The sequence below is a fragment of the Streptomyces anandii JCM 4720 genome (assembly GCF_014650655.1).
Taxonomy (GTDB): Bacteria; Actinomycetota; Actinomycetes; order Streptomycetales; family Streptomycetaceae; genus Streptomyces; species Streptomyces anandii.
The window spans coordinates 65266-79619 of sequence record NZ_BMVJ01000018.1 but is presented as its reverse complement, the minus strand read 5'-3'; the positions used below and the strand labels follow the sequence as shown (position 1 = coordinate 79619).

The 14354-nt window shown below is 67.9% G+C and carries 13 protein-coding genes; 5 read left to right on the top strand and 8 right to left on the bottom strand.

Annotated features, from left to right (window positions below; translation table 11 throughout):
* Positions 1-143: 143 nt before the first annotated feature.
* A complete protein-coding gene (locus IE249_RS27100; RefSeq protein ID WP_189708831.1) occupies positions 144-923 on the top strand; it encodes a GntR family transcriptional regulator in 780 nt (259 codons plus the stop codon).
* A gap of 409 nt (positions 924-1332) precedes the next feature.
* Here the strand turns inward: IE249_RS27100 and IE249_RS27095 are convergent, their stop codons facing one another.
* Positions 1333-1632: a hypothetical protein gene (locus tag IE249_RS27095; RefSeq protein WP_189708829.1), complete on the bottom strand. Its 300-nt coding sequence runs from the start codon at positions 1630-1632 to the stop codon at positions 1333-1335.
* 323 nt (positions 1633-1955) lie between these two features.
* The gene (locus IE249_RS27090) at positions 1956-2513 is read right to left on the bottom strand and encodes an ATP-binding protein (protein ID WP_189708827.1); all 558 of its coding nucleotides are present in this window, start codon (positions 2511-2513) and stop codon (positions 1956-1958) included.
* A 209-nt stretch (positions 2514-2722) separates the two neighbouring features.
* Between IE249_RS27090 and IE249_RS27085 the strand changes: the two genes are divergently transcribed.
* Entirely contained in the window at positions 2723-4096 is a 1374-nt protein-coding gene (locus tag IE249_RS27085; RefSeq protein ID WP_189708825.1) for an NsdA family TPR-like regulatory protein, read from the top strand.
* A 3-nt stretch (positions 4097-4099) separates the two neighbouring features.
* Here the strand turns inward: IE249_RS27085 and IE249_RS27080 are convergent, their stop codons facing one another.
* Both IE249_RS27080 and thiC read right to left on the bottom strand, forming a co-directional pair.
* Complete coding sequence (locus IE249_RS27080; RefSeq protein WP_189708823.1) at positions 4100-5014, bottom strand: phosphotransferase enzyme family protein; 915 nt, start codon at positions 5012-5014, stop codon at positions 4100-4102.
* Positions 5015-6541: 1527 nt separating this feature from the next.
* Complete coding sequence (gene thiC, locus IE249_RS27075) at positions 6542-8344, bottom strand: phosphomethylpyrimidine synthase ThiC (RefSeq protein WP_229859355.1); 1803 nt, start codon at positions 8342-8344, stop codon at positions 6542-6544.
* A 241-nt stretch (positions 8345-8585) separates the two neighbouring features.
* Between thiC and IE249_RS27070 the strand changes: the two genes are divergently transcribed.
* Positions 8586-9989 (top strand): YibE/F family protein, encoded by a 1404-nt coding sequence (locus tag IE249_RS27070; protein ID WP_229859353.1) that lies wholly within the window; start codon positions 8586-8588, stop codon positions 9987-9989.
* 131 nt (positions 9990-10120) lie between these two features.
* Here IE249_RS27070 and IE249_RS27065 read toward each other — a convergent pair whose 3' ends face one another.
* The 4 genes from IE249_RS27065 to IE249_RS27050 all read right to left on the bottom strand — a co-directional run bounded on the left by IE249_RS27065 (position 10121) and on the right by IE249_RS27050 (position 12451).
* Entirely contained in the window at positions 10121-10558 is a 438-nt protein-coding gene (locus IE249_RS27065) for an SsgA family sporulation/cell division regulator (protein ID WP_189708819.1), read from the bottom strand.
* Positions 10559-10655: 97 nt separating this feature from the next.
* Positions 10656-11546 (bottom strand): IclR family transcriptional regulator, encoded by an 891-nt coding sequence (locus tag IE249_RS27060; protein WP_373304457.1) that lies wholly within the window; start codon positions 11544-11546, stop codon positions 10656-10658.
* 198 nt (positions 11547-11744) lie between these two features.
* The gene (locus IE249_RS27055) at positions 11745-11957 is read right to left on the bottom strand and encodes a DUF5326 family protein (RefSeq protein WP_189708817.1); all 213 of its coding nucleotides are present in this window, start codon (positions 11955-11957) and stop codon (positions 11745-11747) included.
* Positions 11958-12133: 176 nt separating this feature from the next.
* Positions 12134-12451 carry a cupin domain-containing protein gene (locus tag IE249_RS27050; RefSeq protein WP_189708815.1) on the bottom strand — a complete coding sequence of 106 codons (318 nt, stop codon included), beginning with the start codon at positions 12449-12451 and terminating at the stop codon, positions 12134-12136.
* A 48-nt stretch (positions 12452-12499) separates the two neighbouring features.
* Here IE249_RS27050 and IE249_RS27045 point away from each other — a divergent pair, with 48 nt between their 5' ends.
* Positions 12500-12877, top strand: a complete 378-nt coding sequence (locus IE249_RS27045) for a phage holin family protein (RefSeq protein WP_189708812.1) — start codon at positions 12500-12502, stop codon at positions 12875-12877.
* An 85-nt stretch (positions 12878-12962) separates the two neighbouring features.
* Complete coding sequence (locus IE249_RS27040; protein ID WP_189708810.1) at positions 12963-14102, top strand: cystathionine gamma-lyase; 1140 nt, start codon at positions 12963-12965, stop codon at positions 14100-14102.
* Positions 14103-14354: the final 252 nt, after the last annotated feature.

Below are 14354 nucleotides of genomic sequence, written 5' to 3'. Positions count from 1 at the left end.
TCAGGACGCCCGGCATATCCGGACGTCACTTGTCCTTACGAGTTACGACTATGGAGCTCTGTACGGCGGGGGTGCAACTACTTATGCTGACGAGTGATGACGCGCGTGCGACGTGCCTACGACACCGAACCGGAGAAGCCGAGATGACGGAGATTCAGCGCCCCGGAGCCCTCTACCAACAGGTGGCCGCCGCCATCCGAGAAGCGATCCTCTCCGGTGAGTTCGCGCCCGACTCCCCCTTGCCGTCGGAGTCCCAACTGATCGCGCGTTACGGGGTCTCCCGCCCCACCGTGCGCAACGCGATCGCCGCACTGCGCGCGGAAGGTCTGATCGATGTGCGGCACGGCAAGGGCAGCTTCGTACGCTCCGACGGCCAGCCCGCGCTCACCATCGAGCGCCGCATCAGCCGCACCAGCGACGGCCGGTTCACCATGCCCAACGGCGACACATGGGAGGAGGCTGAAGAGCCGGCCACGTACCGCACCCGCACCACCAAGGCCACGGGCCGCTTGCTGCAACTCGCCGAGGAGGAAGCGCTTTTCGGCTGTGACCGACTGTTGATCGATCCGGACACCGGCACCCGGGCCATGCACCGCACCCTGATCCCCTTCGAGGTAGCCGAAGCCGTCCCGCTGCTGGGGAAGGAGCCTTCCGAGCGCCCGGAGGAGGTCTACCGACTGCTCACCCAGGACGGGCACGCCCTGTGGTGGTCGGAGACAGTCCGCGCCCGCATGCCGCTGCCCGACGAGCGCGCCACACTTCGGCTTCCGGACGCGACTCCGATCCTGCACCTGGCCCGTGTCGCGCACGGCACCGACGACCGCCCGTTGGTCATCGAAGAACTCCGCGTCGGTGCGGACCGTGCCGAGATCGCCTACCGGATCACCGCCGACAAGCAGGCCGCCCGACGCCGCCAGGCGTGAAGGACGAGATGCATCGGTCGAAACCGCCTTCACTTCCTCAAGGGCGCGCCTGCGGCGCGCCGGGCCGCCGGGCCGCCCCGGCCGGGCGTGCGGCGTGGCCGCCGGTCCCGTCCGGTCGCCGGGCGCCCCGCACCGCAGTACGCCCAGGGAGTCGAGGCGTCGACCGGCCGTCGCATGCGGGGCGCGGTCGGCCGGGGGTCGCCGGCCTCCGAGACTTTAGGCAGCTCCCATGGGGCGAGCCTCGAAGAACAGGGGGCCCATCGGGCACATACGCGGGCAGGACCAGTGCCTGCCCGATTCGCCGGGCCAGCGTAGGGCCCCCTGTTCACTCGCCCCATGGCAGCTACCGCCCAAAGTCCCTCCGGCAGGCGACGTGCCCACGCGCGCCGCTCACCGGCGAGAGGCCCCCTCATGCCGCGCCGCCGCTGCCGTTGGCGAGCACCTCCAGGAGCCCGGCGAGCAGCTCCGCTGCTTCCGGCCGGCCAGCCAGCCGTACGACCCCGCGTCCGTCCCCGTCCGTCGAGGCGACCGCCCGCACGAGGGACAACTCGAAGCCCACTCCGAGGAGGGCACGGTTCAACCGGTCGGCCGCCGCACGCGCCGCCCGCCAGCCCTGCACGTAGTCGACCCCCGGCACCCACAAGCCGCAGTCGTTCTCCGCGACGTCATCGAGACCGTCGCCCAGCCAGCTCTCACCCGAGCCAGTCACCTTGCCCACCTCTGCCCTGATCTAGGTAACGGATCATCAACTCTCTTTGGCCCAGGGCGGACGAGCAGCACGACGGCCCCGGTACCATCAGGCACCGGGAACCGCCGTGTTCCCAGCCGGGCCACCCTTCGCTTTCCAGGGCTGATGGGGTGGCCCGGTCTCGGTTTGTGGTTGTCAGGCGCGGCTCCCCGGCCGGGAGGGGAGCTCCCGGGAACTCCGGAGGAGCCGCGCCCTGGCCGGAGGGGTCAGACTCCGGCCGGTTACCGGGCCGCTGCCCGCTCCCGATCGCGAAGGAGCGCAACAGGGCGGCAGCCCGGAGATCATCAATGCGGCACGGATTCCGCGCCGCCGTTCAGGTCGAAGCGGCACCAGACCGTCTTGCCGCCGCGTTCCTCCGGCGTCCACCAGACCGCCGCCGCGAGCCGCTGAACGATGAGCAGTCCGCGACCGCTGTCGGGCAGCACCGCCTCGGACAGCTCTCCGAGCAGCCCCGGGAAGAAGACCTCTCCCACAGGGAGCAGCGGCGGAGTCGAGTCCTCATCGGCGACACCGATGAAGAGCCACTTCGGCCACACCTTGAAGATCACGTCGATGCGTCGGCAGCCGCCGGGGGAGGACAGGTGCCGATCCGGTACGGCGTGGTTCACCACGTTGCCGACCAGTTCAGAAACGGCCAGCCGTGCGTCATCCACGACCGCATCGGCGCCGGCGCCCCGGAGGAACACGGCCGTCATGTCCCGAGCGACGCGCGCCGTATCGCCGACTTCGGCGAAGAGCGTCAACGTCAGGAAGTGACCGTCGGAGAACGGCTCCGGCTTCACGAACCAGTGCGCGTAAGCGTCCAGCTCTCCCGCCAGCCGTTCGGCTTTCCCCGCGTCCATCACTTCCCCTTCCGAGGCCCCACGGCCCTCACGGCGCCGCTTGATTCACGCAAGCCAGTACACGGCGAAGGAGGCATGACCGGGAGCGTTCACCAGGGGGTTCACGTGAACACCGGCAAAGAGCAAGGGGGTTCATCAATGAACCCCCACGGTTGATACTGCTGTGACACGATGAACACTCGCCGTCATTCTCGGGTTGGCAGGGGAGCATGAACCGAGAGCCGAACGCGCAGTTGATCGCCGTCATGGAGCAGGCCAAGGTCTCGAACAAGGGCCTTGCCAAGCGCATGAAAGACACCGCCAACGCACGCGGCATCCCCCTTGGAACCACGCACGTCTCCGTACAGCGATGGCGGGACGGCGCCGGCATCCAGCCCCAGACGGCAGTAATCATGGCGGACGTACTGAGCGCCAAGCTAAGCCGCCGCGTCACCCCCGGCGATCTCGGCTTCTTCAACCACGCACGACCCACCGCCCCGCAGCCGGTCGGTTACCCGGGCACCGTTCCGGAAGTGCTCGCCACACTCGGCACCCTTGCCGACGAAAGCGTCGGGGCTCCTGTCGATGATCAGCTGGTCATCGCCGACGGTGACCTCAGCTCAGCCGTCCTGTCATGGATGATCGCGCGCCCTGACGGCATCCAGGCCGACCGCCCGGGACGCCAACGCGTCGGCATGCGCGACGTACGCGCGATCAGAGACGCCGCCAGCATGTTCATGCAGCTCGATTTCAAGTACGGCGGAGGCCACGGCCACAAGGCATTACGCCACTACTTCCGCCACGAAGTCCTGCCCCTGCTGGACGTCAGTTACAGCGCGAAGGTCGGCACCGCCTTGTTCAGCGCCGCCGCCGAGGTCTCCCAGCTCCTCGCTTGGACCGCGTACGACACCGGAAACCACCGCCTCGCCCACCGCTACCTGTCGTCCACTCTCCGTCTGACACAGGTCATCGACGACCGCATGTTCGGCGCCCGCATCCTCGGCAACCTCAGCCACCAGGCGAACTATCTCGGCCACCATGCCCAGGCAATCCAACTCGCCCGCGCTGCCGTCGAGGGCGCCAAGGGCCGAGCCACCCCGCGCGCCATGGCCAACTATTGGGCCATGGAAGCCCGAGCCCTCTCCAACGCGGGCGAGAAGGCCGGCGCGACCCGCGCGATGAACGAGGCGGAACGCCACTTCGGTCAGGCCGACAACGCCGACGACCCGGCGTGGCTGAGCTACTTCGACGAAGCGGAACTCACGGGCGAGTTCTGCCACTGCTTCCGCGATCTGCGGATGCGCCGGGAAGCGGTCGAGCAGGCACAGCGCGCCGTCGACAGCACCGACCCGGCATACGCGCGAACCCTCGGTTTCTGCCGCATGGTGCTCGCCCAAAGCCAGCTTCTCGATGGTGACTTGGAAGCCGCGCTCACCACCGCCAGCCTCGCCGTCGACGGCGGCGACTCCCTCCAGTCCTCACGCTTCCAGCGCTACGTCACCGACTTCCAGGCGGAGGTGAGCGCGCACGCGGCCCATCCCGCCGTAGTCGCGTTCAACGAGAGGGTGAGCCAGGCACTCGCCCGGCTGGACGACGACGAGTAACGACTACCACGGCCGCCAGTCGCGCGGCGCGTCATCGTTGCGCAGGGCCGAGATGCGCCGGCGGTACTCGGCAGCCGTCCTCTCGCTCTCCCGCACGTTCTGCATGAGCCACGTCGTCATGCCGAACTCCTGGAGCCGTCGCAACGTGTCGTAGCCGTGCCAGTCGTACAGGTCCCGCCCGTACGCCCGCACGAAGTCGGCGTACTGCTCGTCGGTCTGCCACCCAAGGCTGTGATGCTCCGTCGCGGTGACCATCAGGTCCCACTCCGGGTGATCGAAACAGAACGCCTCAAAGTCGATCAGGATGACCTGTCCCTGATCGTCCACCATGAGGTTCTGCACGTGAGCGTCCCCGTGCACAGGGCCCTTGGGAGTCTCAAAGCTCAGCTCTTCGAACTGATCACGCAGCTCACGCCAGCGCTTCCGCAGGAAGACCCGGTCATCCTCCGGGATCGGGGCCCGGTCGATCCGCAGCTCTTGCTTCCCGAAGGGGTCGAACGAGGGGAACTCCACCCCGGCCGGCAGCGTCATCGAGTGCAGGTCTCGCAGGATGCCCCCCAGCTCCCCGTACGTCGCCTTACGGTCACCCTCACGGATGAGATGCCAGAAGGTCACTGGGTGGCCATCAATCAAGAGCGGTTGTTCCAGGTCATCGAGGATGCGCGCACCAGGGAACCCCTCGCCCGCCAGCCACCGAGACACGGCCACCTCGATGCGCGCTTTGGGCAGCCACTCCTCCCCCCGCGCCACACGCACGACCACAGGCACCGACGCCAGGCGAAACAGAGCGTTCTCCCCGAGCCGGATCAACTCCGCGCCCCCGCCATCCAGCCCCGCCGCCCGGCACGCGGCACTCATCACCCGCGCAGCCCTCGCCGACGTGAACCCCTCTTCCGACCGAGCAGCGCCAACCGCCATGCCCGAACCAGCTCCCCTAGTCGCACGCGATCAACCAGCGCACGCCTACGGGTGACCAACCCGACCTGCGCCAGACAGGCAACGACGGTATCGAGCGGATAGGGGGCGGAGCGAGCCGGCGGCTACTGAGTTCTGTCCCGGTGGCGTGCACAGCTGAGGGTCCGCGAACGGGGGCTTTAGTCAAGCATGCTCCACTCGCTTCGTTTGCCGCTGTCGCCAATGTTTAGCAGTTATTGCCCACTTTCAATGAGTGCGCGAATGTTCTGGCTTTTTCCGGTTTGATGCCCCTCACGTCATGAAGAATTTTGCTTCACAGAGCATAAACAGCTTTCGCTTGCTTCACACAAGGCGATCACCGGGCGATTTACGAAACAATGGACCAAAGAGCCACAGACGCGAAACGCGATTTCAATGCGGGTTCCGAATACCGCTTCCCAAACAATCACCGCATCTACGAGAACGTCGACGGGGTGTAGTCGCTCAGTGAGCGTTTCCAGCACGGCCACTGATCGGGTGACGCTGGTGGTGTGCGAAGCACACGAGGCTCCCGTGCCGTTGGGGGAGGTTTTCGAAGTCTCAACCCATAGGCGCCGAAACCGTTGGTTCCGTATTCTGCCGCACTCGACCAGCGCATGAGGCAGGTCGAGTGCGGCCGGATAGGGAACCAACAGGGCTCCCGGACCGGCAGGTTGAGACTTCGAGCACCTCATCCAACGGCACGGGAGCCCTGTCTGTTGCGGGCACCAAGGTCGTCACCCGATCGGTGGCCACACTGAAAAGGCTCATTGCTTCAGGCGGGCGAAGTCGCGTTCTCCCGACGCTCGCAGCCCTTCAGCGCACTTATTATCGGTACATGCTTGACGTCCCGTAGGAGGCCGTTGAGCACGCTTCCTGGCCCATCTAACTCTTAAAGCAACTGTTGTAGACCTCCACCCTTAGACCTCGGATCGTTTCCAGCATAGGGCCTTGCACCTCGGTAAGGAGATTGCCGAGTTGCTTGTATAGAGTTCGCGGATCCCTGGAAAGACCAGTGATTCCTGAACGACCAAGAACGGTCAGAGTGTAGTTAACCGCCGATGCGCAACTTCGTTGCGCCACGGGATTAGATGCTGCCTCGGCAACAGGAGTGATGCATGATGCCGCCATAATCCCCACTCCAACGATCGACCAAGTAATCCGACTTACCATTCCGCATGCCCCCTGACTGCTCACTGTGTCGATTCGTCACTTGCGTGTTAAGTAACCATACACGAGACTGATCTTAGACAGAGCGCGATCTAATAGATCCTACGATTTTGGCTTGAATAAGCGGTCGGTCGACCAGGCTCGGGAGCGACGGAGACCTTAGACAAGCCTCATCACCCCAGCTCGGAAGGCACTTTCGAGTTTTCGCTCAAGATCCACACTGTGGCAGGCGAAAAGCGCAGGCCAGGGTGCGCAGCCATCATTTCCGGGATCCGGGACTCGAGCAGCCACGGGCGCACGTATGCGCGCCGAGAACATGGGCCGACCGCTCGCACCTTCACGTCAGTCCGTGATCGGCAAGTACACCCGGTTACCCGCGTCCGCGAACTCCTTTGATTTCTGGAGCATCCCCTCGGCGATCTCCTCCGCCGACGCGCCCTCAGCCGCCGCACCACCGAACCGCTCTGTGATGCTTTTGCTAATCTTCATCGAGCAGAACTTCGGACCGCACATCGAGCAGAAGTGGGCCGTCTTGGCGGGCTCTGCCGGGAGGGTCTCGTCGTGGAACTCGCGGGCCGTGTCGGGGTCCAGGGCGAGGTTGAACTGGTCCTCCCACCGGAACTCGAAGCGGGCGTCGGACAGTGCGTCGTCCCACTCCTGCGCACCGGGGTGCCCCTTGGCGAGGTCCGCCGCATGGGCCGCGATCTTGTAGGTGATGACGCCGGTCTTGACGTCGTCACGGTTGGGAAGGCCCAGGTGCTCCTTGGGTGTGACGTAGCAGAGCATGGCCGTGCCCCACCAGGCGATCATCGCGGCGCCGATGCCCGAGGTGATGTGGTCGTACGCCGGGGCGATGTCCGTCGTCAGCGGGCCGAGCGTATAGAACGGAGCTTCATCGCAGATCTCCTGCTGAAGGTCGATGTTCTCCTTGATCTTGTGCATCGGGACGTGTCCCGGGCCCTCGATCATGGTCTGTACTTCGAAACGCCTGGCGATCCGGTTGAGTTCCCCGAGCGTGCGCAGCTCCGCGAACTGGGCCTCGTCGTTGGCGTCCGCGATGGAGCCCGGCCGCAGGCCGTCACCGAGGGAGTAGGTGACGTCGTAGGCGGCGAGGATCTCGCAGAGCTCCTCGAAGTTCTCGTAGAGGAACGACTCCTTGTGGTGGGCGAGGCACCAGGCCGCCATGATGGAGCCGCCGCGCGAGACGATGCCGGTCTTGCGGTTGGCGGTCAGAGGGACGTACGCCAGGCGCACGCCGGCGTGAACGGTCATGTAGTCCACGCCCTGCTCGGCCTGCTCGATGACGGTGTCCTTGTAGATCTCCCAGGTCAGCTCCTCGGCCCGGCCGTCGACCTTCTCCAGCGCCTGGTAGAGCGGCACCGTGCCGATGGGGACGGGGGAGTTGCGCAGCACCCACTCGCGGGTGGTGTGGATGTTGCGACCGGTGGAGAGGTCCATCACCGTGTCGGCGCCCCATCGGGTCGCCCACGTCATCTTCTCGACCTCCTCCTCGATGGAGGACGTCACCGCGGAGTTGCCGATGTTGGCGTTGACCTTGACCAGGAACCGCTTGCCGATGATCATCGGCTCGATCTCCGGGTGGTTGACGTTGGCCGGCAGCACGGCGCGGCCGGCCGCGATCTCCTCGCGGACGACCTCGGGAGAGACGTTCTCCCGGACCGCCACGAACTCCATCTCCGGCGTGATCTCCCCACGGCGCGCGTAGGAGAGTTGGGTCACTGCCCGGCCGTCGCGTCCGCGGCGCGGCTGACGCGGACGGCCCGGGAAGACCGCGTCGAGGTTGCGCAGCCCTCCGCGCGGGGAGGTGTGCTTGACGCCGTCGTCCTCGGGACGGACGGGGCGGCCCGCGTACTCCTCGGTGTCGCCGCGGCCGATGATCCAGTTCTCCCTCAGCGGCGGCAGACCCCTGCGGACATCGGTGTCGACGAGTGGATCGGTGTACGGGCCCGATGTGTCGTACAGAGTGACCGACTGCCCATTGGTGAGGTGCACCTGACGGACCGGCACCCGCAGATCGGGGCGCGAGCCCTCGACATACGCCTTGTGCCAGCCGATGGACTTCCCGGCCTCCTGGGACGTCTCGTCCTGAGCGGAGGCAGGCGTGCGTGCGTCCTTGTTGGTCATGAGACCTACTCCCTACGCCGGCATTACCCGGTAACAGGTTCGGCGGTCGACGCAGCGGTAATCGTCTGTCGGTGTCTCATGTGAAACAGCGGATGTTCCACGTGAAACATCGCGAAGACGAAGGTCAGCGCCCTCTCAGCCCGGTGCTCCGAGCTCCCGCGTGTGCAAAGGTGCCTCCACGCTAGCGCCATGTGTGGCGCGGTGAACAGTGGGCCTCCGCCGTTCTTGCGATGATCGGGCGGTGACCACGACAGAGCAGTTCCCGCACCCGCACGATCCGGACGGCGGTGGCCGGCCCGGACCGGGGCAGCAGCCTCCGCACGGGCAGGGGCCGGATCCGGGGCACGGGCACGGACACGGGCACAGGCAGGGGCACGGGCACTCGCACAGCCACAGCCACGGGCCCGCCGCCCCCGTCTCCAAGCACCTCCGCAAGGTCATCGCGGCCGTCCTGATCCCCTTCGGAGCGGCGGTACTGGTCGGTCTCGCGGTGCTGTGGCCCGGTGGCGCCCCCTCGCACCAGCGCACTGGGGTCGGCTTCGACCGGCAGACGCAGCAGGCGACGGTCGTGGACGTGGTCGAGGTGGGCTGCAAGTCCGTGAACGCGTCCGGGAGTTCACCCACGCAGGCGCGGTCCTCCGGTGACTGCAAGAAGGCCACGATCCGGGTCGACACCGGCAAGGACAAGGGCCGTACCTTCACCGAGATCGTGCAGCCGGACCAGCCACGGCAGTTGCACCGGGGGCAGAAGGTCGTGGTCGCCTACGAGCCCTCGGCGCCCAGGGATCTGCAGTACTCGGTCACGGACGTCAACCGGCGCTTCCCGGTGGCACTGCTGGCCGGCGTCTTCGCGCTCGCCGTCGTGGTCGTCGGGCGGATGCGTGGGGTCATGGCGCTCATCGCGCTGGCCATCAGCTTCCTGGTGCTCAGCCTCTTCGTGCTTCCCGCGATCCTGCAGGGATCGAATCCGCTGCTCGTAGCGGTGGTGGGATCCAGCGCCATCATGCTGATCGCCCTGTACATGTGCCACGGTCTGTCGGCCCGCACGTCGGTCGCGGTGCTCGGCACGCTGATCTCGCTGGTGCTGATCGGCGTTCTGGGCTCGCTGTTCATCGGGTGGGCCGCGCTGACCGGCAACACCGACGACAACACCGGTCTGATCCACGGCCTGTATCCGTCGATCGACATGAGCGGGCTGCTGCTGGCCGGCGTCATCATCGGCTCGCTCGGTGTCCTGGACGACGTGACGGTGACGCAGACGTCCGCCGTGTGGGAGCTGCACGAGGCCAATCCGGCGATGGGCTGGCGCGGGCTGTACCGCGCGGGCATCCGGATCGGACGCGACCACATCGCCTCCGTCGTCAACACCCTCGTCCTCGCGTACGCGGGCGCCGCGCTTCCCTTGCTGCTGCTGTTCTCCATCGCGCAGAGCGGCGTGGCGACCGTGGCCAACAGTGAGCTGGTCGCCGAGGAGATCGTGCGGACGCTGGTGGGTTCGATCGGCCTGGTCGCCTCGGTGCCGGTCACGACGGCTCTCGCCGCCCTCGTCGTCTCCGCCGACCGCCCGGCGCCCGCGCGGGCCACGACGCCGGCGGCCGTGCCGGCGCCGTCACGGGGCGGCCGGGGACGTCGGCGCAAGCGGTGACCGGCGGGCCCTTCAGGCGGCGCCGGTGGCACGGCGCCGCTGTCAGGGCGTCAGAGCCCCATGCCGTCACTTCGCGTCGGTCCGGCAGGCGGTGAAGCGTTACGCCGTGCACGCGCTGTTGCCGTAACGCTTCAGCCCGCGCTCTGTTCCTCGGCCAGGATGCGGTCCAGGGCCTCGTCGAGGTGGGCGTCGAAGTCGGCGAGGGCGCCCTCCTGACCGAGCGGCACCAGCTTGTCCGTTCGGTCCAGGAACGCCACCAGCGGCGCCGTGGAGGAACGGAACAGAGCACGGTCCCCGCCGACCTGAAGACGGATCAGCACCTCGCTCAGCGAGTCGGTGTCCGCGGGCGCGATCCGCACGTCGCCGTCCCCGCACGGCGTGCCCACCCCGTCGATCAGCAATTCCCGGCCGAAGGCCCAGGTCACGGGGGCGTCCCCGGGGAGGTGGAAGGTGAGCCGTACGGCGTAGGGATCACAGGTCTCGTACCGCAGCTCCACAGGGATGCGGAAGGAGAGCTCCTCGGACACGAGAAAGCTCATCATGACCTCTGCCTGTACGGACTCGCGCATCGCTACCCCGTGATCTGCCGTCGACTGGCCGGGAATCGTCCCCGTGACACTGTGGCATCTTGCTGAACGTGCATGGCAGATCACAAGGAGTGAGTTTTCAGATACTGATAGAGACCGCGAGGGCGCCGAGGTGCAGTCCGACCTCGCTCTGCAGCTGCCGTGCCGCGGACATCAGCCGGTCGGCCTGGCGGGCCGGCAGGGACAGGGCCACGGTGGCCGCGACCGCGCCCACCGTGATGGGGACGGCCGCGCAGACCGTCCCGAGCGCGTACTCCTGCCGCTCGGTGACCGGTTCCGTACACCGCAGCCCCGCCAGGCGCCGCAGCAGGGCGTGGTCGTCACGCACCGTGTACGGAGTCAGGGAACGCACGGGATGACGGTCGAGGTGGTCACGCCGGGCGCCGTCGTCGAGCTGGGACAGCAGGCACTGGCCGATCGCGTGCGCGTGCCCTGTCTCACGGAAGTCGGCCCACTCCTCGACGGCCGGGCTGCCTGGGGCGTCGGAGACGCACATGACGTCGATCTCGCCGTCCCGGTAGGCCGCGTAGTACACCGGCGCACCGATCAGATCCCGCCACTGCGCGAGCAGGCCGGAGATCGTGCTGCGACGTTTCTGCGCCGCTCCGCTGCTGCCCAGCCGCTCGGCCGCCTCCCCGAGGAAGAACAGCCCGCGGTCGCGCCGGAGATAGCCCTCGTGGACGAGGGTGCGCAGCAGGTGGTAGGCGGTGGGCAGGGCCAGGCCGGTCTCGCGGGCCAGCTGCTTGGCGGGGGCGCCGTGCTCATGCTGGGCGACGGTCTCCAGCAGGCGCATCGCGCGCTGCACGGAGGCGATGAGGGTGGTCTGGGACTGCTGCTCCGGCACCGAGGCGCAGGGCCGCTCCGCGGGTTCCGAGGAGCGCGGCTGGGCGGGGAGCGCCGTCGAGTGGGAGGGGGCCCTGGGTGCGGGCGGCACGAGCCGTTGTGCGGGGGCGGTGTCAGCCGTGGCCAAGGGGCACTCCCATAGCGCGAGGGGGCAGCCCGTGCGGGGGAACACGGGGAGGGGGTGTACGCCGCTCGCGGGGTCCGGCCCCGCGTTGATTCCGGACCTTATCCGCCTGTCGCCGCTCAGGGACCGTTCGTGCGCGAAACTTCCCCCCCGCGAGGGAACCGGTGATTCCTGTTACCGGTCACCAGCGCCCCGCATTCCTCACCAGTCGCCGCGCGAGGACGAGCTGGAGGTGAACTTGCGCACGATGTAGATGAGACCGCCGACCAGGGCCACGAAGACCAGCACCTTGAACAGCAGGCTGATCACGACACCCACCACGCTCACGATCACGCCGCCGAACACGACCAGGGCGATGACCGGCACCGCGACCCACTTCACCCACCACGGCAGACCCGCGAAGATCTCTCGCATTGTCCTCGTCCTTACCTCTCCGCCCGCCCAGTGCCGGGTCCTGTCGGTGCCCGCGCCGTCGAGGTGCGGGCCCTTGATGTCCTGCTTCGATGCTAGGGGCGGGCAGGGGTCCGGCGGGGGGTCCGCGTCCCTTGTCCTCCCCTGACCGTTCCCCTAGGGAACCCCGAGACGGCGTCTCAGGCTTCGGGTGGAGAGAACACCACCAGGACCCTCAGATCCTCGCTGACGTGGTGGAACTTGTGGGCGACCCCGGCCGGTACGTACACCACGCTGCCGCGCGCCACCTCGGTCGTCTCCAGGCCGACGGTGATCGAGGCGCGCCCGCTGACGACGAAGTACACCTCGTCCTGGCCATGGGGGTTCTGCGGGTCGTGCGCGCCCGCGTCGAGCGCGTAGAGACCGACCGACATGTTCCGCTCCCGCAGGAACTGAAGGTAGGCGCCCTCGTTGGCGGCTCGCTCCGCCTCCAGTTCGTCCAGCCGGAATGCCTTCATCGCCCTCGCCCGTATTCGTAGTCGATCTCGTCTGCCACGATCAGACACATGAAGAATTTCGTAGTCAAGACGATCGCCAACGCGGGCGCCCTGGCGGTCGCCGTCTGGCTGCTCGACAAGATCACCCTGACCGGCGACAGCACGGCGAAGGAGGCCGGCACGCTGATAGTCGTCGCCCTGGTCTTCGGCCTGGTGAACTTCCTGGTCAAGCCGATCGTGAAGGTGCTGACCTTCCCGCTGTTCATCCTGACGCTCGGGCTGATCACGCTGATCGTCAACGCGCTGATGCTGCTGCTGACCTCGTGGGTGTGCGGCAAGCTGCAGCTGAGCTTCCACGTCGAGGGCTTCTGGACCGCCGTCGTGGGCGGCCTGATCATCTCGGTCGTCTCCTGGGCCCTGCACATGATCCTGCCGGACGAGGACTGAGCGGATCCCAGGGGTCTGAGATGGTGGAGAAGGCGGGCACCGGCCCGCTCGCCGCGGAAAGGGAGCAAGTGGAGGGACGGGCGGCATGAGCAATTCACCTGCACAGGACCGGGACGGCACACGCGTGGTGCGCGCCGGGCTGCCCGAGCCGGTCAAGCACGAACCGACGCTGCCGGGCCCGGTGTTCGCCGCCCACTTCCACCTGCCGGGCGAACCGACCGGCCCCTACGCCTACGGACGGGACGAGAACCCCACCTGGACGCTGCTGGAGCGGGCCATCGGGGAGCTGGAGGCGCCCGGGCAGGCGGGCGTGGAGACGCTGGCGTTCGGCTCGGGCATGGCCGCCATCTCCTCGGTGCTCTTCTCGCAACTGCGCGCGGGAGACGCGGTGGTCCTTCCGAACGACGGCTACCAGGCGCTGCCGCTGGCGGGGCAGCAGCTCGAGGCGTACGGCATCGAGGTGCGCACCGCGCCGACCGGCGGGGACGCCCAGCTCGAACTGCTGGACGGCGCGCGGCTGCTGTGGATCGAGTCCCCGTCCAACCCCGGGCTCGACGTGTGCGACATCCGGCGGCTGGTCGAGGCGGCGCACGCGCGCGGCGCCCTGGTCGCCGTCGACAACACGCTCGCGACACCGCTCGGGCAGCGGCCCCTGGAGCTGGGCGCGGACTTCGCCGTGGCCAGCGGCACCAAGCAGCTCACCGGGCACGGCGACATCCTGCTGGGCTATGTGGCGGGCCGCGAGGGCGACGCCATGGCGGCCGTGCGCCGCTGGCGCAAGATCGTGGGGGCCATCCCGGGTCCCATGGAGGCATGGCTCGCGCACCGCTCCATCGCCACCTTGCAGCTGCGTGCCGACCGGCAGAACGCGACGGCTCTGGCCCTGGCCGAGGCGCTGAGCGCCCGCGCGGACGTCAGCGGGCTGCGCTATCCCGGGCTGCCCGGTGATCCCTCGCACAAGGTCGCCGCGCAGCAGATGCGGCGCTTCGGATGCGTGGTGTCCTTCACGCTGCCCACGCGCACTCGTGCCGAGCGCTTCCTCGGCGCCCTGCGGCTCGTGGACGACGCGACGAGTTTCGGCGGGGTGCGCTCCACGGCCGAGCGGCGCGGACGCTGGGGCGGCGACGCCGTGCCGGAGGGCTTCATCCGCATGTCGGTGGGCGCCGAGGACCCGGAGGACCTGGTGGCCGATGTGATGCGTGCGCTGGACGAGTCGGCCGAGTGACCTTCCCCGCGGACGCCGGTCGGTGTCCGGCTACGCACAACGGACGGTCCGAGCCTCCCCCCTCGTGGCTCGGACCGCCCTCGGTTCCGCGCGCGAAGAACCGCGCGACCAAGGCTAGTTGACTCTGTGTCAGTGTCCAATCACGGTAGCGACAGAGACCTATCGACATATTTATAGTTGGGCGCGGCCGGGGGGCCGGGAGGCAGGGCACCGACAGGGGAGGGCGTGCCGTGGATCTGGCACTGCTGCGTA

Bases quoted from the DNA above. Each gene is read 5' to 3' on its own strand.
- IE249_RS27050 (WP_189708815.1), bottom strand. From the start codon at position 12,451: ATGAAGGCATTCCGGCTGGACGAACTGGAGGCGGAGCGAGCCGCCAAC.
- IE249_RS27040 (WP_189708810.1), top strand. From the start codon at position 12,963: ATGAGCAATTCACCTGCACAGGACCGGGACGGCACACGCGTGGTGCGC.
- thiC (WP_229859355.1), bottom strand. From the start codon at position 8,344: ATGACCAACAAGGACGCACGCACGCCTGCCTCCGCTCAGGACGAGACG.
- IE249_RS27055 (WP_189708817.1), bottom strand. From the start codon at position 11,957: ATGCGAGAGATCTTCGCGGGTCTGCCGTGGTGGGTGAAGTGGGTCGCG.
- IE249_RS27065 (WP_189708819.1), bottom strand. From the start codon at position 10,558: ATGCGCGAGTCCGTACAGGCAGAGGTCATGATGAGCTTTCTCGTGTCC.
- IE249_RS27090 (WP_189708827.1), bottom strand. From the start codon at position 2,513: ATGGACGCGGGGAAAGCCGAACGGCTGGCGGGAGAGCTGGACGCTTAC.
- IE249_RS27085 (WP_189708825.1), top strand. From the start codon at position 2,723: ATGAACCGAGAGCCGAACGCGCAGTTGATCGCCGTCATGGAGCAGGCC.
- IE249_RS27100 (WP_189708831.1), top strand. From the start codon at position 144: ATGACGGAGATTCAGCGCCCCGGAGCCCTCTACCAACAGGTGGCCGCC.
- IE249_RS27080 (WP_189708823.1), bottom strand. From the start codon at position 5,014: ATGGCGGTTGGCGCTGCTCGGTCGGAAGAGGGGTTCACGTCGGCGAGG.
- IE249_RS27045 (WP_189708812.1), top strand. From the start codon at position 12,500: ATGAAGAATTTCGTAGTCAAGACGATCGCCAACGCGGGCGCCCTGGCG.